This is a genomic window from Streptomyces marianii, from assembly GCF_005795905.1.
GTDB classification, from domain to species: Bacteria; Actinomycetota; Actinomycetes; order Streptomycetales; family Streptomycetaceae; genus Streptomyces; species Streptomyces marianii.
In genome coordinates this window covers 2,932,147-2,950,249 of the sequence record NZ_VAWE01000001.1, presented here as the reverse complement: position 1 = coordinate 2,950,249, position 18,103 = coordinate 2,932,147, and the positions used below count along the sequence as shown (strand labels likewise).

Annotated in this window: 14 protein-coding genes; 12 read left to right on the top strand and 2 right to left on the bottom strand. The window is 69.5% G+C overall.

Going from position 1 to position 18,103, the window contains the following annotated elements; translation table 11 throughout:
* Positions 1-83 precede the first annotated feature (83 nt).
* The 12 genes from typA to FEF34_RS13105 all read left to right on the top strand — a co-directional run bounded on the left by typA (position 84) and on the right by FEF34_RS13105 (position 15,311).
* Positions 84-1,991, top strand: a complete 1,908-nt coding sequence (typA, locus tag FEF34_RS13160; RefSeq protein WP_138053365.1) for a translational GTPase TypA — start codon at positions 84-86, stop codon at positions 1,989-1,991.
* A gap of 638 nt (positions 1,992-2,629) precedes the next feature.
* A complete protein-coding gene (locus tag FEF34_RS13155; RefSeq protein ID WP_138053364.1) occupies positions 2,630-4,270 on the top strand; it encodes a peptide ABC transporter substrate-binding protein in 1,641 nt (546 codons plus the stop codon).
* A gap of 171 nt (positions 4,271-4,441) precedes the next feature.
* Positions 4,442-5,374, top strand: a complete 933-nt coding sequence (locus FEF34_RS13150; protein WP_171053290.1) for an ABC transporter permease — start codon at positions 4,442-4,444, stop codon at positions 5,372-5,374.
* On the top strand, positions 5,367-6,320 hold the full coding sequence (locus FEF34_RS13145) for an ABC transporter permease (RefSeq protein ID WP_138053362.1): 954 nt from the start codon (positions 5,367-5,369) through the stop codon (positions 6,318-6,320). Before FEF34_RS13150 ends, FEF34_RS13145 begins: the two co-directional genes overlap by 8 nt.
* Positions 6,321-6,331: 11 nt before the next feature.
* Positions 6,332-7,387 carry an ABC transporter ATP-binding protein gene (locus tag FEF34_RS13140; protein ID WP_138053361.1) on the top strand — a complete coding sequence of 352 codons (1,056 nt, stop codon included), beginning with the start codon at positions 6,332-6,334 and terminating at the stop codon, positions 7,385-7,387.
* Positions 7,380-8,525: an ABC transporter ATP-binding protein gene (locus FEF34_RS13135; protein WP_138053360.1), complete on the top strand. Its 1,146-nt coding sequence runs from the start codon at positions 7,380-7,382 to the stop codon at positions 8,523-8,525. Before FEF34_RS13140 ends, FEF34_RS13135 begins: the two co-directional genes overlap by 8 nt.
* Before the next feature lie 271 nt (positions 8,526-8,796).
* Entirely contained in the window at positions 8,797-9,426 is a 630-nt protein-coding gene (locus FEF34_RS13130) for a tetratricopeptide repeat protein (protein ID WP_171052938.1), read from the top strand.
* Positions 9,427-9,616: 190 nt separating this feature from the next.
* On the top strand, positions 9,617-11,242 hold the full coding sequence (locus FEF34_RS13125) for a peptide ABC transporter substrate-binding protein (RefSeq protein ID WP_138053358.1): 1,626 nt from the start codon (positions 9,617-9,619) through the stop codon (positions 11,240-11,242).
* Positions 11,243-11,272: 30 nt separating this feature from the next.
* Entirely contained in the window at positions 11,273-12,196 is a 924-nt protein-coding gene (locus FEF34_RS13120) for an ABC transporter permease (protein WP_138053357.1), read from the top strand.
* Positions 12,189-13,169 (top strand): ABC transporter permease, encoded by a 981-nt coding sequence (locus tag FEF34_RS13115; protein ID WP_138053356.1) that lies wholly within the window; start codon positions 12,189-12,191, stop codon positions 13,167-13,169. Before FEF34_RS13120 ends, FEF34_RS13115 begins: the two co-directional genes overlap by 8 nt.
* Positions 13,170-13,180: 11 nt before the next feature.
* Entirely contained in the window at positions 13,181-14,230 is a 1,050-nt protein-coding gene (locus FEF34_RS13110; RefSeq protein WP_234042375.1) for an ABC transporter ATP-binding protein, read from the top strand.
* Entirely contained in the window at positions 14,223-15,311 is a 1,089-nt protein-coding gene (locus tag FEF34_RS13105) for an ABC transporter ATP-binding protein (protein WP_138053355.1), read from the top strand. The genes FEF34_RS13110 and FEF34_RS13105 overlap by 8 nt, the downstream gene beginning before the upstream one ends.
* A gap of 35 nt (positions 15,312-15,346) precedes the next feature.
* Here the strand turns inward: FEF34_RS13105 and FEF34_RS13100 are convergent, their stop codons facing one another.
* Together FEF34_RS13100 and FEF34_RS13095 are read right to left on the bottom strand one after the other, a co-directional pair.
* On the bottom strand, positions 15,347-15,967 hold the full coding sequence (locus FEF34_RS13100; RefSeq protein ID WP_138053354.1) for a GNAT family N-acetyltransferase: 621 nt from the start codon (positions 15,965-15,967) through the stop codon (positions 15,347-15,349).
* Positions 15,957-18,050, bottom strand: coding sequence for a penicillin acylase family protein (locus FEF34_RS13095; RefSeq protein WP_138053353.1), 2,094 nt, complete (start codon positions 18,048-18,050; stop codon positions 15,957-15,959). Before FEF34_RS13095 ends, FEF34_RS13100 begins: the two co-directional genes overlap by 11 nt.
* Positions 18,051-18,103: the final 53 nt, after the last annotated feature.

Below are 18,103 nucleotides of genomic sequence, written 5' to 3'. Positions count from 1 at the left end.
ACACAGCCGTGGCGCGTCCGCCCGGCGGGCGTAACAGGAAACAGACGCCGCATCCCACGATCCGAGAGAAGCGCAAGCCACCCATGCCCACGCGCCACGACATCCGCAACGTCGCCATCGTCGCCCACGTCGACCACGGCAAGACGACCATCGTCGACGCCATGCTGAAGCAGGCCGGAGCCTTCGCCGCGCACCAGCTCGACTCCGTCGACGACCGGGTCATGGACTCGAACGACCTGGAGCGTGAGAAGGGCATCACGATCCTCGCCAAGAACACAGCGGTGAAGTACCACCCCAAGGACGGCGGGGCCCCGATCACCATCAACATCATCGACACCCCCGGCCACGCCGACTTCGGCGGCGAGGTCGAGCGCGGTCTGTCGATGGTCGACGGCGTGGTGCTGCTGGTGGACGCTTCGGAGGGCCCGCTCCCGCAGACGCGCTTCGTGCTCCGCAAGGCGCTCCAGCGCCGGATGCCCGTCATCCTGTGCATCAACAAGACCGACCGTCCGGACTCCCGGATCGACGAGGTGGTCAACGAGACCTACGACCTCTTCCTCGACCTGGACGCCGACGAGGACCAGATCGAGTTCCCGATCGTCTACGCCTGCGGCCGTGACGGCATCGCGTCGCTGACCAAGCCGGAGGACGGCACCGTCCCGGCCGACAGCGAGAACCTGGAGCCGTTCTTCTCCACCGTCCTGGAGCACATCCCCGCCCCCACCTACGACGAGGACGCCCCCCTCCAGGCCCACGTCACCAACCTCGACGCCGACAACTTCCTCGGCCGTATCGCGCTGCTGCGCGTCGAGCAGGGCGAACTCCGCAAGGGCCAGACCGTGGCGTGGATCAAGCGCGACGGCTCGATCTCCAACGTCCGCATCTCCGAGCTGATGATGACCGAGGCGCTCACCCGCAAGCCCGCCGAGGTCGCGGGCCCCGGCGACATCTGCGCCGTCGCGGGCATCCCCGACATCATGATCGGTGAGACCCTGGCCGACCCGGAGAACCCGGTGGCGCTGCCGCTGATCACGGTCGACGAGCCGGCGATCTCCATGACCATCGGCACGAACACCTCACCCCTCGTGGGCCGCGGCGCCACCGGCAAGGGCGCGGACAACAAGGGCGGCGTCAAGGACCGCAAGGTCACCGCCCGCCAGGTGAAGGACCGCCTCGACCGCGAGCTCATCGGCAACGTCTCGCTCCGCGTCCTCGACACCGAGCGCCCCGACGCCTGGGAGGTCCAGGGCCGCGGCGAGCTGGCCCTGGCGATCCTCGTCGAGACCATGCGCCGGGAGGGTTTCGAGCTGACGATCGGCAAGCCCCAGGTGGTCACCAAGGAGGTCGACGGCAAGCTGCACGAGCCGGTCGAGCGTATGACCATCGACGTGCCCGAGGAGCACATGGGCGCCGTCACCCAGCTCATGGGCGTGCGCAAGGGCCGCATGGACAACATGTCGAACCACGGCTCCGGCTGGGTCCGCATGGAGTTCGTGGTGCCGTCCCGCGGTCTGATCGGCTTCCGTACCGAGTTCCTGACGAACACCCGCGGTACGGGCATCGCCCACTCGATCCACGAGGGCCACGAGCCGTGGTTCGGCAACCTGCAGACCCGCAACAACGGCTCGCTGGTCGCCGACCGTTCCGGTGCCGTCACCGCGTTCGCGATGACGAACCTCCAGGAGCGCGGCGTGCTGTTCATCGAGCCGGGCACCGAGGTCTACGAGGGCATGATCGTCGGCGAGAACTCCCGCTCGGACGACATGGACGTGAACATCACCAAGGAGAAGAAGCTCACGAACATGCGCTCCTCCACGGCCGATGTGGCGGAGTCCATCGTCCCGCCGCGCAAGCTCTCGCTGGAGCAGTCGCTGGAGTTCTGCCGTGACGACGAGTGCGTCGAGGTGACCCCGGAGGCCGTGCGCATCCGCAAGGTGAACCTGGACGCCCGCGAGCGCGCCCGCGCCGCCTCCCGCGCCAAGCACGGCTGACGCGCGGACGCTCGCCGAGCACGGCCTGATGCGCGCTTGGCCCGGCTGACGCGAGTCGAGCACGGCCGGACGCGCGCCGCATACGGCCGCCGCCGGCCCGGACACGTCCCTTCGGCCCGTACCGCTCCACGGAGCGGTACGGGCCGAAGTGCTGCCCGTCGACCGCCGGGTGCACCCACGCCGTGAAGAGCGGTCCCGTGCCCGCCGGCGGTGTGCCCCGGCGGCGAAGGGGTGTCGGGAGCCGAGTCGGCCGTCGGCCCAGGCCTGTGGACCCGGCGCGTTCGTCAACTCCATTTCGGTTCTTGGCCCTGACCTTTGCGTCCGCTTAGCGAACGGTGATCACCGGAACATGTGCTATCAGTCCGGTTCGCGGGTGTCTGTCTGTGATCGTTTTGTCCGGATTTCGGGCTGGGCGCATGCGTTGATGTTGTCAAAACGAGACCCTATGAGTGTGGTTTATAGCCCTCGTCTCCTTGATAGTTGGCTCCGTTGAGCTCGGGTCAATGGGTCACGCGCTGTGGGGAGCGCCGACTCGCGAGCACACTCGGGGCGCTTGACAAGCACGCTGTCAGGGGTGTCAGCGCGCGTAGATCCGGTGCCCATCTTGTAGTGACTAGTGGACTCATGAGGAGGAACCCATGCGCGGTGCCAAGAGTGCCAAGTGGGTAGTGGGCGCGATCGTCGTCGCCCTGGCAGCGACCGCCTGTGGCGGGGGCAGTGACAGCGGCTCCAAGGCCGACAAGGGTGCGGTCGACCCCAACGGCATCTTCTCCGTCGAGCTCGGTGAGCCGGAGAAGCTCCTGCACACCGGTGACACGATGGAGTCCAACGGCTCCCTCGTCATGTCCGGCCTGTTCTCGACCCTGGTCGACTACAAGGCTGACGGCTCGCTGGAGATGATCAACGCGGAGTCGCTCACCACTACCGACTCGAAGACCTGGACGGTGAAGCTCAAGCAGGGCTGGACCTTCCACGACGGCACCCCGGTGACCTCGAAGTCCTTCGTGGACGCGTGGAACTGGAACGCCAACGTCAACAACGCCATGGGCCTTGCCTCGTGGTTCTCCGACATCAAGGGCTTCGAGGCTCTGCACCCCGAGAAGGAAGGCGCCAAGCCGACCGGGGACAAGCTCGAGGGTCTGAAGATCGTCGACGAGAACACCTTCACCGTCGAGCTGAAGAGCCCGGTTCCGGCCTTCGGCCACAAGCTCGCCTACATCCCCTTCGCGCCGCTCCCGGAGTCCTTCTACAAGGACCCCAAGGCCGCTGGTGAGAAGCCGGTCGGCAACGGTCCCTACAAGTTCGAGTCGTGGGACCACAAGAAGCAGATCAAGATCGTCCGCTACGACGCCTACAAGGGTCCGAACAAGGCGAAGAACGGCGGTGTGCTCTTCAAGAACTACACCACCATCGAGGCCGCCTACGAGGACCTGAAGTCCGACAACGTCGACGTCCTGCGTCAGGTCGGTCCGAAGGACCTCCCGGTCTACCACCAGGACCTCGGTGACCGCGCCGTGGACGCGGACCACTCCGCCATCCAGTCCATCGCGGTCGCGTTCTACGCGGACCAGTGGGCGAAGCCGAAGCCGGTCGACGTCAAGGTCATCCAGGGCCTGTCCATGGCCATCGACCGTGCCACCATCACCAAGACGGTGCTGCAGGGTACGCGTGAGCCGGCGACCGGCTGGGTCGCCAAGGGCGTCCTGGGCTTCCAGGAGAACGCCGCGGGCGACATCACCAAGTACGACCCGGCCAAGGCCAAGGAGCTCATCAAGGCCGGCGGTGGCGTTCCGAAGAACGCGATCACCATCCAGTTCAACGCGGACGGCGGCCACAAGGAGTGGGTCGACGCGGTCTGCAACAGCATCACCCAGGCCACCGGCGTCAAGTGCACCGGTGACAGCAAGCCGGACTTCCAGGCCGACCTGGCCGCTCGTAAGAACCAGCAGGTCAAGTCCATGTACCGCTCGGCCTGGTCTCTGGACTACCCGATCAACGGCAACTTCCTGAGCGACCTGTACCGCACGGGTGCGGCGGGCAACCAGGGTGGCTTCTCGAACAAGGAGCTGGACGCCAAGCTCGCGGCAGCCGAGAGCGCCGCGACGCTCGACGAGTCCGTGAAGCTGTTCCAGGAGGCCGAGAAGTCCCTGGTCAACTACATGCCGTCGATCCCGCTCTGGTACTACAAGGTCAACGCGGGCTACTCGGAGAAGGTCTCGGGCGTCAAGTACGACCAGGCCGGTGACCCGATCCTGACGGGTATCGAGGTCAAGAAGTAATCACCCAAGCGTAGTCCGCACGCCGTGTGCGGGGCCGGCCGTCCGCCGGTCCCGCCCCGGCGACTTGAGCAGCGGCTGGGGGGCCCTTCCACGACATCCGCGTGCCCACTGGGGACGCGGATACCGGGGGAGGGCTTGTCGGCTGCGGCGGCACATATCAACGGAGGCATGATGGGGCGCTATGTCGCACGACGACTGCTCCAGATGATCCCGGTATTCCTCGGGACAACCTTTCTGATCTTCTTCATGGTCTACAGCCTGCCCGGCGACCCTGTGGCGGGTCTGTTCGGCGAGAAGGGCGTCGACCCGGCGACCCTGGCCGCGAAGAGAAAAGAGCTGGGTCTGGATCTTCCGATCTGGCAGCAGTACTGGAACTACATGACCGACATCATTCTGCACTTCGACTTCGGCAACCAGATCCGCAACGGTCGCCCGGTCACCGAAGTGCTGGGCGACGCGTTCCCCATCACCCTGCAGCTCGCCGCGCTGGCTTTCGCCTTCGAGCTGATCTTCGGCATCGCCCTGGGTGTCATCGCGGGCCTGCGTGCCGGACGTGTGGCCGACAACGCGGTCCTGATCTTCACCCTGCTGATCATCTCGGTCCCGGTGTTCGTCCTCGGCTTCATCATCAAGCTGGTCTTCGCCTTCGAACTGGGCTGGATCGCGCCGAACGTCAGCAACGAGCAGAACTGGTCCGAGCTGATCGCACCGGCCATGGTGCTCGGTGGCCTCTCACTTGCCTACGTTGCCCGGCTCACCCGTACCTCCATGGCGGAGAACCTGCGCGCCGACTACATGCGCACGGCCATCGCGAAGGGCCTGCCCAAGCGACGGGTCATCGGCGTGCACCTGATGCGCAACTCGATGATCCCCGTCATCACCTTCCTGGGCACCGACATCGGCGCCCTGATGGGCGGCGCCGTCGTCACCGAGGGCATTTTCAACGTCAAGGGCGTCGGCGGTCTGATCTACGAGTCGATCACCCGACGTGAGGGCACCACCCTGGTCGGCCTCGTCACCATCCTGGTGCTCGTCTACCTCGTCACCAGCCTGCTCATCGACCTGCTGTACGCGGTCCTGGACCCGAGGATCCGTTATGCCTGACGTGACCAAGACCGCAGTCTCGGCCGAGATCGAGACCGGCGCCCCCGTCGGCGCGGGCGACGCGCCCGCGCCGAACAAGGAGAAGGCGCGCAGCCTCTGGGGCGACGCCTGGGCGGATCTGCGCCGCAACCCGTACTTCTTGGTGTCGTCTGTCCTGATCTTCATCCTGCTGGTCATCACCGCCTTCCCGACCTGGTTCACGGGCGCCTCCCCGACGGCGGGCGACCTGGTGCACCATTACCTCGGCAAGCCGGAGCTCGGCAAGATCGGATCGGACGGCTGGCTGGGCTGGGACGGCCAGGGCCGGTCCGTGTACGCCCGACTGATCCACGGCACCCGTGCCTCGGTCATCGTCGGTATCTGCGTCACCCTGATCGTCACCACCGTCGGCGGCATCCTGGGCATGATCGCCGGATACTTCGGCGGCATCGTCGACGCGCTCCTGTCGCGGCTCACCGACATCTTCTTCGGCATTCCGTTCCTGCTCGGCGCCATGGTGGTCCTGCAGTCCTTCACGGAACGCACCATCTGGGTGGTCGTCTTCGCCCTGGCGTTCCTCGGCTGGACCCAGATCGCCCGCGTCATGCGCGGTGCCGTGATCACCATCAAGCAGGCCGACTACGTCCACGCGGCGAAGGCGCTCGGCGCCGGCACGACCCGGATCCTGTTCCGGCACATCCTGCCGAACGCCATGGCCCCGGTGATCGTGGTCGCGACCATCGCGCTCGGCGGTTACATCTCCGCCGAGGCGACCCTGTCGTACCTGGGTCTCGGGCTCTCGTCGCCCATCGTCTCCTGGGGTGTCGACGTTTCCGCCGGTGTCCAGCAGATCCGTACGGCGCAGCACATCCTGCTGTTCCCCTCGATCATGCTGAGCCTCACCGTTCTGGCGTTCATCATGCTCGGCGAAGCAGTCCGCAACGCCCTCGACCCGAAGCTGCGCTGAGGAGGGCGTACGTGACCATCATCGACAACACCACGACGGTCCCCGCGCCGCGCGACGGCGACAACAACGGGCCGCTGCTCGAAGTCCGCGACCTGCACGTGGAGTTCCACACCCGGGACGGCGTGGCGAAGGCCGTCAACGGCGTCAACTACTCGGTGAACGCCGGTGAGACGCTGGCCGTGCTGGGTGAGTCCGGCTCCGGCAAGTCCGTCACCGCGCAGGCCATCATGGGCATCCTCGACATGCCGCCCGGGAAGATCCCGCACGGCGAGATCCTCTTCCGCGGCGAGGACATGCTCAAGATGTCCTACGAGGAGCGGCGGAAGATCCGCGGCCGGAAGATCGCGATGATCTTCCAGGACGCCCTCTCCTCGCTGAACCCGGTGCTGACCGTCGGCTACCAGCTCGGCGAGATGTTCCGCGTGCACCACGGCCTCTCCAAGAAGGAGGCCAAGGTCAAGGCCATCGAGCTGATGGACAAGGTCAAGATCCCGGCCGCCGCGGCCCGGGTCGACGACTACCCGCACCAGTTCTCGGGCGGTATGCGCCAGCGCATCATGATCGCCATGGCGCTGGCGCTGGAGCCGGACCTGATCATCGCGGACGAGCCGACCACCGCGCTCGACGTGACGGTCCAGGCCCAGGTGATGGACCTGCTCGCGGAGCTGCAGCGCGAGTACAACATGGGTCTGATCCTGATCACCCACGACCTCGGTGTCGTCGCCGACGTGGCGGACAAGATCGCCGTGATGTACGCGGGCCGGATCGTCGAGACCGCGCCGGTGCACGAGCTCTACAAGCGCCCGGCCCACCCGTACACCCGGGGTCTGCTCGACTCGATCCCGCGCCTGGACCAGAAGGGCCAGGAACTGTACGCGATCAAGGGCCTGCCGCCCAACCTGCTGCGGGTGCCGGCCGGTTGCGCCTTCAACCCGCGCTGTCCGAAGGCCGACGACATCTGCCGCACGGACATCCCGGCGCTGCACCCGGTGACCGAGCAGGACGGCACCGAGCTGCCCGGCCGCGGCAGCGCGTGCCACTTCTGGAAGGAGACGATCCATGGCTGAGCTCAGCAAGAACGACGGGGCCGTGGACGCGACGCCGAACGTGACCGACGTCGAGACGGTCGCCGCCACCGAGGCGGAGGCCGTGGCCGCCGTCGAGGCGCCGGTCCACCGCGGTGAGCCGATCCTTCAGGTGCGCAACCTGGTCAAGCACTTCCCGCTGACCCAGGGCATCCTCTTCAAGAAGCAGGTCGGCGCGGTCAAGGCCGTGGACGGGGTCTCCTTCGACCTCTACCAGGGCGAGACCCTGGGCATCGTGGGCGAGTCCGGCTGCGGCAAGTCCACGATCGCCAAGCTGCTGATGTCGCTGGAGTCGGCGACGGCCGGTGAGGTCTTCTACAAGGGCCAGGACATCACCCGCCTGTCCGGTCGGGCGTTGAAGGCCGTGCGCCGGAACATCCAGATGGTGTTCCAGGACCCGTACACCTCACTCAATCCGCGCATGACGGTCGGTGACATCATCGGCGAGCCCTTCGACATCCACCCCGAGGTCGCGCCCAAGGGCGACCGGCGCCGCAAGGTGCAGGAACTGCTGGACGTCGTCGGTCTGAACCCCGAGTACATCAACCGGTACCCGCACCAGTTCTCCGGCGGTCAGCGCCAGCGCATCGGCATCGCCCGCGGCCTCGCGCTGAACCCGGAGATCATCATCTGCGACGAGCCGGTGTCGGCGCTCGACGTCTCCGTGCAGGCACAGGTGATCAACCTGATGGAGAAGCTGCAGGACGAGTTCAACCTCTCCTACGTCTTCATCGCGCACGACCTGTCGATCGTCCGGCACATCTCCGACCGGGTCGGCGTGATGTACCTGGGCAGGATGGCCGAGATCGGTACGGACGTCCAGATCTACGACCACCCGACGCACCCCTACACCCAGGCTCTGCTGTCGGCGGTGCCGGTCCCGGACCCCGAGGTCCGTGAGGGCCGCGAGCGGATCATCCTCACCGGTGACGTCCCGTCCCCGGCGAACCCGCCGTCCGGCTGCCGCTTCCGGACCCGGTGCTGGAAGGCCCAGGAGAAGTGCGCCACCGAGGTTCCGCTGCTGGCGGTCCCGGAGCGCTTCGTCGGCCGGAACACCCCGGCCGCACACGAGTCGGCGTGCCATTTCGCCGAGGAGAAGGACGTCGTCCACGCGGGATAGGCGCTCGCGGGCCGAACGTTTCGCGCGATGATCCCAGGGCGCCCTTCCGGCAGGGAGGGCGCCCTGGCGCGTGGTGTGCCCGGCATGATCGATCGCATGAGGGGGCCCCTGCCCGATTGGCCGTTGAGGCGGCCGGACGTCAGCGGCGCGACTGCTGCGGCCTCGTCGCGGCGCAGCGGGGACGGTTCGCCGAGGCGCTGGAGGCGCTGCACGGGGCGCGCTGGAGGCGCTGGGGGCGCTGCACGGGGCGCTGGAGGCGGTCGGCGGCCGGTTGCCGTACGCCGAGGCGGTCGCGCACGAGGCCCTGGGCTCGGTGCTCGGCGACACCGGTCGTACGGGTCGGGCCGTCGCGTCGTTCGAGGAGGCGCTGCGCCTCGCCCGGCAGGTGGAGAACCGGACGTGCCAGGTGGACTCGCTCGTCGGCCTGGCCAACGTCCACCCGCGGGAGGACCGTCACGACCGCGCCGCGGCGCGACTCGAAGCCGCGCGCGAGGTCGCCCAGGGGACGGACGTCAGCCTCATCGGCGCGACCCTGGCCGCGGCCGAGGCCGAGCGGCGCCTCGGCAGACACGCACGGGCCCGGGAGGATACGGAGCGCGCTCTGGGCCTGGCGGCTGCGGGCAGCCCGCTCGACCTCCCCCGGCTGTACCACCTCGGGGCAACGGTCTGCCTGGACACGGAGGACGCGGCAGGCGCAGCGCGGTACCGCCGCCTGGCACTTCGCCTCGCAAGGAGGTCGGGCCAGGCACGCGAGCACGCCCGCGTCCTGATCACATTGGGGCACGCCCGCCGGGAGCTCGGCGGGGAGTATTCCGCCCGCGCCACCTGGGGGAGGGCGCACTCCGCCCCGGCCGCGCTCGGAGCGCCGGAACGGCACGAGACGGCCGCGCTGCTGGGCTGACGGCAGCCGCCCCGGCGCCTGCCCGTGGTGTCGTGGCCGCCGTGCCCGCGGTGCTCGCCCGGCGCACCGGACAGGCACGCGTGCGGCCCAGCGGTCACACACCCGTTGGGCCCAACAGATGTGTGCTTTCTCCCCCGCCGTCAACACATGAAGTGCCCAGGCCGGAGCTGCGATCATCTGGAGGCACTCCATGCGCGGAGCCACTCACGTCACCCGGGCCGCCTGCGCGGTCGCCGTCGCCCTCGCGGCCGGTGCCTGCGGGGGCGGCGCAGCCCCCGCAGGCGGGCCGGACGGGATCGTGACGTCGTCCTGGGGAGACCCCCAGAACCCCCTGGAACCGGCGAACACCAACGAGGTCCAGGGCGGCAAGGTCCTCGACATGATCTTCCGGGGACTGAAGCGCTACGACCCGAGGACGGGCGAGGCGGAGGACATGCTCGCCGAGCGGATCGACACGACCGACTCCGTCGACTTCACCGTCACGGTCAAGAGCGGCTGGACCTTCTCCAACGGCGAGCCCGTGACCGCGAAGTCCTTCGTCGACGCCTGGAACTACGGCGCACATCTGAGGAACAACCAGCGCAACGCCTACTTCTTCGGTTACATCGAGGGCTACGACCAGGTCCATCCAGCCTCAGGGCAGCCCACCGCGCAGACCATGTCCGGGCTGAAGGTCACGGGCGAGCGGACGTTCACCGTCAAGCTCACCCAGAAGTTCTCCACCTGGCCCGAGACCCTCGGCTACGCCGCCTTCGCTCCGCTGCCGAGCAGCTTCTTCTCCGACCACGACGCCTGGCTGGCCCGCCCCGTCGGCAACGGCCCGTACGCCGTCGACAGCTACACCAGGGGCTCCCGGATGTCCCTGCGACGCTGGGACGGCTATCCGGGTGACGACAAGGCGCGCAACGGCGGCGTGGACCTGAAGGTCTACACCGACAGCAACACCGCCTACACCGACCTGACGGCGGGGCATCTCGACCTGGTCGACGACGTGCCGGCGTCCCAGCTCAGGAACGTCGAAGCCGACCTCGGCGACCGCTACATCAACACCCCGGCGGGCATCATCCAGACCATCGCCTTCCCGTACTACGACCCGGACTGGAACAAGCCGGGGCAGGAGAAGGTCCGCAGGGGCCTGTCGATGGCGATCAACCGGCAGCAGATCACCGACACGATCTTCCAGCGGACCCGCACCCCCGCCAAGGACTGGACCTCCCCGGTCCTCGGCCCCGACGGCGGCTACGACGCGTCGTTGTGCGGCGGCTCGTGCACCTACGACCCCGCCCGGGCGAGGAAGCTGATCGCCGAGGGCGGCGGCATCCCCGGCGGCCAGGTGAAGATCACGTACAACGCCGACACCGGCTCCCACAAGGAGTGGGTCGACGCCGTGTGCAACTCCATCAACAACGCGCTGGGCAACAACCGGGCCTGCGTCGGCAACCCCGTCGGCACCTTCGCCGACTACCGCAACCAGATCACGCGGTCGAGGATGAGCGGCCCCTTCCGGGCGGGCTGGCAGATGGACTACCCACTCATCCAGAACTTCCTCCAGCCGCTCTACTACACCAACGCCTCGTCCAACGACGGCAAATGGAGCAACGAGGAGTTCGACCGGCTGGTCGACCAGGCCAACGCGGAGACCGACCCCGCCAGGGCGATCGAGACCTTCAAGCAGGCGGAGGGCGTGGTGCGGGACCAGATGGCGGCCATCCCGCTCTGGTACCAGAACGGCAGTGCCGGCTACTCCGAGCGGATCTCCAACGTCTCCCTGAACCAGTTCAGCGTCCCCGTCTACGAAGAGATCACCGTCGGCTGACGCATTCGCCCCGGACCCGAGGAGCGCCTCATGGGACGTTATGTGATCCGGCGTCTGCTCCAGATGATCCCGGTCTTCGTCGGAGCCACGCTGCTGATCTTCCTGATGGTCAACGTGATGGGCGACCCGATCGCCGGGCTCTGCGGCGAGCGGGAGTGCGACCCGGCCACCGCGGCCCAGCTGCGCAAGGAGTTCGGTCTCGACAAGCCCGTCTGGCAGCAATACCTGACCTACATGGGCAACATCTTCACCGGGGACTTCGGCACCGCCTTCAACGGTCAGCCGGTCACCGAGCTGATGGCCGACGCCTTCCCGGTCACCATCCGGCTCACCCTGGTGGCGATCGTCTTCGAGATCGGCATCGGCATCGGCCTCGGCGTGCTCACCGGACTGCGCCGCGGCCGTCCCGTCGACACCGGCGCCCTGCTGGTGACCCTGGTCGTGATCGCCGTTCCCACCTTCGTCACCGGACTGCTGCTGCAACTTCTGCTCGGTGTGAAGTGGGGCTGGATCCGGCCTTCCGTGTCCTCCGAGGCCCCGCTCGACGAGCTGATCGTGCCCGGACTCGTCCTCGCCGCCGTCTCACTCGCCTACGTCACCCGGCTGACCAGGACCTCTATCGCCGAGAACCGCCGCGCCGACTATGTCCGCACGGCCGTCGCCAAGGGCCTGCCCCGCCGCCGCGTACTGACCCACCATCTGCTGCGCAACTCGCTGATCCCGGTGGTCACCTTCATCGGCGCCGACATCGGCGCGCTGATGGGAGGGGCCATCGTCACCGAGCGGATCTTCAACATCCACGGCGTCGGCTACCAGCTCTACCAGGGCATCCTCCGCCAGAACACCCAGACCGTCGTCGGTTTCGTGACGGTGCTGGTGCTGGTGTTCCTGCTGGTGAACCTGTTCGTCGACCTGCTCTACGCCGTACTCGACCCGAGGATCCGCTATGCCTGAGGCCCAGTACGACGGAGGACGGGCCATCGCGCCGACCGGTGGCGGCGGAGCCATGGACCTGGCCACCGCCGAGGGCGAGACCCTGGAGAGGGCGCCCGCCGGCCCGCCCGGGCCCGGCCCCGGCGGCAGACCGCGCAGCCTGTGGTCCGACGCCTGGCACGATCTGCGCCGCAACCCCGTCTTCGTCATCGCGGCACTCGTCATCCTCCTCCTGGTCGTCATCTCGATCTGGCCGCAGCTCATTGCCTCGGGCAGTCCCCTCGACTGCGACCTGGCCAAGGCCCAGCAGGGTTCCCAGCCCGGCCATCCGTTCGGTTTCGACGGCCAGGGCTGCGACGTCTACACCCGGACCGTCTACGGCGCCCGCACCTCGGTGACCGTCGGTGTCTGCGCCACGCTCGGTGTGGCGCTCCTCGGGTCCGTCCTCGGCGGGCTGGCCGGCTTCTTCGGCCGTGCTCCGGACGCGCTGCTGTCCCGGCTGACCGACGTCTTCTTCGCCATCCCGGTCGTCCTCGGCGGACTGGTGCTGCTGTCCGTCGTCACCGGCAACACCGTCTGGCCGGTGATCGGTTTCATGGTGCTGCTGGGCTGGCCGCAGATCTCCCGCATCGCCCGCGGCTCGGTGATCACCGTCAAGCAGAACGACTACGTGCAGGCGGCCCGGGCTCTCGGGGCCTCGTCGGCGCGGCTGTTGCTGAAGCACGTCCTGCCGAACGCCGTGGCACCGGTGATCGTCGTCGCCACCATCGCGCTCGGGACGTACATCTCGCTGGAGGCGACCCTGTCGTATCTCGGGGTCGGGCTGCGGCCGCCCACGGTGTCCTGGGGCATCGACATCTCCGCCGCGTCGCCGTACATCCGCAACGCGCCGCACATGCTGCTGTGGCCGGCCGGCGCGCTCGCCGTGACCGTGCTCGCGTTCATCATGCTCGGCGACGCGGTGCGCGACGCCCTCGACCCCAAGCTGCGCTGAGGAGCACCGCCATGAGGCCCGACTCCCCGCCCGACGGTCCCGCCACGCGAGCGCGGGGACCGGCTGTTCCGCCCGCCCGGCCCGGCACGCTGCTCGAAGTGCGGGACCTGCGTGTGGAGTTCCGCACGCGCGACGGGATCGCCAGGCCGGTCGACGGCGTCTCCTGGTCCGTCGCCGCGGGCGAGACCCTCGCGGTGCTCGGCGAGTCCGGGTCCGGGAAGTCCGTCACCGCCCAGGCCGTCATGGGCATCCTCGACACCCCGCCCGGCAGGATCACCGGCGGGGAGATCCTCTTCCGGGGAAGGGACCTGCTGAAGCTGAAGGAGGACCAACGACGGAGGATCCGCGGCGCGGGAATGGCCATGGTCTTCCAGGACGCGCTGTCCGCGCTGAACCCGGTGCTGACCGTCGGCGACCAGCTCGGCGAGATGTTCACCGTGCACCGCGGCATGTCGCGGAAGGACGCCCGGGCGAAGGCCGTCGAGCTGATGGACCGGGTCCGCATCCCGGCCGCGGGGCAGCGGGTCGGGCAGTACCCGCACCAGTTCAGCGGCGGAATGCGCCAGCGCATCATGATCGCGATGGCACTGGCCCTGGAACCGGATCTGATCATCGCCGACGAACCCACGACAGCCCTGGACGTGACGGTCCAGGCGCAGGTGATGGACCTCCTCGCCGAGCTGCGCCGCGAACTCGGCATGGGGCTCGTCCTCATCACCCACGACCTCGGAGTCGTCGCGGACGTCGCCGACCGGATCGCCGTGATGTACGCGGGCCGGATCGTCGAGACCGCCCCCGTCCACGACCTCTACAAGGCGCCGGCCCATCCGTACACCCGCGGGCTGCTCGACTCGATCCCCCGCCTGGACCGCAAGGGCGAGGAGCTCTACGCCATCAAGGGTCTGCCGCCGAACCCGATGGACGTCCCGCCCGGCTGCGCCTTCCACCCGCGCTGTCCGATGGCCCGGGACGTGTGCCGGACCGACGAGCCGGAGCTGTCCGAGGTGAGCCGCGACCGCGGGAGCGCCTGCTTCTTCTGGAGGGAGTGCCTCCGTGGCTGAGCCGGCCCGGCCGAACGAGCCGATCATCGAGGTGCGCGGTCTGCACAAGCACTATCCGCTCACCCGGGGCGTCGTCGTCGGAAAGCGGGTGGGGGAGGTCCGCGCGGTCGACGGTGTCGACCTCGACCTGTTCGCCGGTGAGACGCTCGGCGTCGTGGGGGAGTCCGGCTGCGGAAAGTCCACCCTCGCGAGACTGCTGGTCAACCTGGAGCGGCCGACCCGCGGCACCATCCGCTACAAGGGCGAGGACATCACCCGCCTGTCCGGGCGGGCGCTGAAGGCCGTGCGCCGCAACATCCAGATGGTGTTCCAGGACCCGTACACCTCGCTCAACCCGCGGATGACCGTCGGGGACATCGTCGGGGAGCCGTACGAGATCCATCCCGAGGTGGCGCCGAAGGGCGACCGGCGACGCCGGGTCCGGGAACTGCTGGACGTCGTCGGGCTCGACCCCGGGTTCGTCAACCGCTACCCGCACCAGTTCTCCGGCGGCCAGCGCCAGCGCATCGGCATCGCGCGGGGCCTGGCGCTCCGGCCGGAGGTCATCGTCGCGGACGAGCCCGTGTCCGCCCTCGACGTGTCCGTCCAGGCGCAGGTCGTCAATCTGCTGGAGCGGCTGCAGGGCGAGTTCAGCCTCAGCTACGTGTTCATCGCCCACGACCTGTCGATCGTCCGGCACATCTCGGACCGGGTCGCGGTGATGTACCTGGGGCGGATCGTGGAGACCGGCGGGGACGCCGGCATCTACGACCACCCCACGCATCCGTACACCCAGGCCCTGCTGTCCGCGGTGCCGGTCCCCGACCCGTCGCTCCGTGAGCGGCGCGCGGCCGCGGGCGGTAACGGCGGGCGGATCATCCTCTCCGGCGACGTGCCCTCGCCGACGGACGTCCCGTCGGGCTGCCGGTTCCGCACGCGCTGCTGGAAGGCGCGGGAGCGGTGCGCGCGGGAGGAGCCGGAACTGGCGGTGCCCGAGCGGTTCAGGGACGTGCGGGGTCCCGCGCGGCACGACTCGGCGTGCCACTTCGCCGAGGAGAGGCGCGTGGTGCCGGCCGGCGACGGGCCGCCCGCGGAGGACTGAGGTCCGCCCGGAGGAGCCGGGGCGGCGTGCCGGTCCTACCTCAGGGTCTCGGCCGTCTCCCGCCGCAGGATGACCAGCCGGGCCTTCTTCTCCGGCAGGAACACCTCGGGCAGGTCGATCTCGGGGAGGACGATCTCCGGGCCCAGCTCGAAGCCGGTGCGGCCGAGCCGGTCGATCGCCTTGGCGTTGCGGACGTCCGGCTCGGCGACGATCCGCCGCACCCTCCCGTCGGCCAGGACGTGGCCGACGAGCACCCTGAGCATGGCGCCGGTGAAGCCCGGCCGCGGACTTCCCTTGGCGGGTCCCATCATCAGATGGACGCCGATGTCGCCGGGCTCGACCTCGTAGCACTCGCTGACCCGGTCGGCCTCCGGCTCGTAGGTCTGGAACAGCATCACGGGCTCGTCGCCGAGGACGATCAGGAAGGCGTGGTGCGTGGTGAGCGAGTCCAGGTGCTCGTAGATCTCCCGGACCTCGTCGCGGCTCGTCCCGCGCATGCCCCAGAAGCGGGCCCGCTCCTCGCCGACCCAGGAGTGGACGACGTCCGCGTCCCGTGCCGGGTCGAGCCGTCGCACGTGCACGGTGCCCAGCCCCTCGACGGTCTCCCGGTGCAGCGGTTCGGCGCCGTCCGTTCCTGCGGATGCCTCAGTGGTCATGTCTCTCCTCGGTGCGGTGCTCGGGGGTGAGCAGGTCGAAGTCGGTGACGACCGGGACGAACCCGCCGCGCAGCCACTGCGGCAGCTGGTCGCGGTGGTGGGCGTCGCCCGGGATGCCCCGGGCGCCCAGCGGGACCACCCACAGGCTGTCGTCACGCCGGGCGAGGTCCCACACGTAGCGGGCGGAGGGTCCGCGCGCGCTCAGATCGGTGACGCCGGGGACGCTGGAGGTGGCCAGCACACAGTCGTGGTCGCCGGAAAGCCCGGGCCACTCCTCGCCCTCGGGAGCGGCCATTGCCTGCCAAGGCGCCAGCCGGTGACGCTCGCCCCAGGTGGTCCCGGAGCCGCCGGCCGCGGCGACCTCGTCGACGGCGTCCCGGACGAGTGCCGCGCGGTCGATTCCCGGCAGCCGGTCGGTCGTGAGCAGGGTCTCCAGCGCGTACCCGATCCTGCCCGGCAGGTGGAGCCAGGGCAGGAACACCTCGGGGTACCCGAACGGACCGCTCAGCGGCTCCAGTTCGGGGTGGGCCGCGAGCCGCCGTACGACGGCCGAGCGGACGGCGGCGAACAGCGCGGCGTCGGCGCTGCCGGCCTCCATCCGCCGGTCCCACTCCAGCAGCCGGGCCCGCAGCGCCCGGGCGCCGGGGGAGAGCCGGTCCTCGTCCAGCGCGGCCACCAGCTCCAGCAGGGGTGCGGCGGACGCCAGCCAGGTGTCGGTGTGGACGGCCGCCATCCCGGGTGCCGTCCAGTTCTTCGACTCGCGCAGCAGTGCGGCGATCCGGTCGGCCCGGTGCGGGGGCGCGAACTCCACCCCCAGAGGCGTGGCGATGCCGCGGGCGTTCGCCATCACGGCGAAGTCCTCCACCTCGGCACGGGGTGTCTCGTGCCACCCCTGCCAGTCGTGGCCGGGCTCCCACGCGGGCACGACCCGCAGCCGGTTGTCCTCGTGCCGCACCGGTACGCGCCCGGCGACCCGGTGCAGCAGCCCGCCCTCGGTGTCCGCGGCGTGCACGACGTTGACCGGCTCGGCCCAGTCGTCGAAGGCCCGGTCCACGTCGCCGACGGTACGGGCCCGCAGGAGCGCCGGGATCGCCTCGAAGCCGAGGGCCGCGGTGACCCGGGGCGGGTAGCGGAGGCTGATGGCCTCCGACACCGCGCCCCCGCCGTCCCCTGCCGGGGCCTCCCACGCGATCACCGGGCCGCGCGCGGTCTCGATCACCTCGACGGTGACCGGCTCGCCCCCGGCCACCTCGATCGTCTCCCGGTGGTGGGTGGCCGGGTGCCAGCCGTCGGGGCCCTCGGCCTCGATCCCGTCACCGGTGCGCCGGAGGCGTTCGCGGTAGAGGTCCTGGTAGTCGGCCATGGCGTTGGTGATGGCCCAGGCCACGGAGCCGGTGTGGCCGAAGTGGGCGAGTCCGGGGACACCCGGCACCGCGAGGCCGACGACGTCGACGTCCGGGCACACCAGGTGGATCTGCTGGTAGACGCCGGGGTCCTCGATGAAGCGGTGCGGGTCGCCGGCGATCAGCGGTGCTCCCGTCCCCGTCCGGCCACCGGTGACCAGCCAGCCGTTGCTGCCCGAGGTGCCGGGACCGTCGGTGGCGAACAGGGTGGTCAGTTCGTCGCCGAGCCGTCGCGCGACCTCCTCCCGCCACAGCTTGGTCGGGAACCCGGCGAACAGGATGTGGGCGGCGATCCAGACGCCGAGCGGCACCCAGGGCTCCCAGCGGCCCGGTTCCAGTCCGGTGGCGGCGAACTCGGGCGCGTTCCCCGCGCCTTCCGCCAGCCCGTCGTTGACTCCCTCGACATAGGCGCCCACCCAGGCCGCCGTGTCCGCGTCCAGGGCCGCGAAGCAGCGCCGGGCGGTGTCCTCGAGCCGGGACTGCCGGGCGAACCGGTCCCAGACCACGGCCTCCGCGCCCAGGAAGGCCGCCGTCGTGCCCCGCACCCGGTGCCGTTCGACCTCGATCTGCCAGGCCCGGTCGGCGGCGGCGTTCCGCCCCTGGGCCCGGGCCAGTTCCAGGGCGCTCGAGGCGCGCAGATGCGGGATGCCCCAGGCATCCCGGTAGACCTCGGTCGTCACACCGTCCCCACTCTCCTACTGGACAAACCCTTAGGTTAGGCTGGCCTAACCTT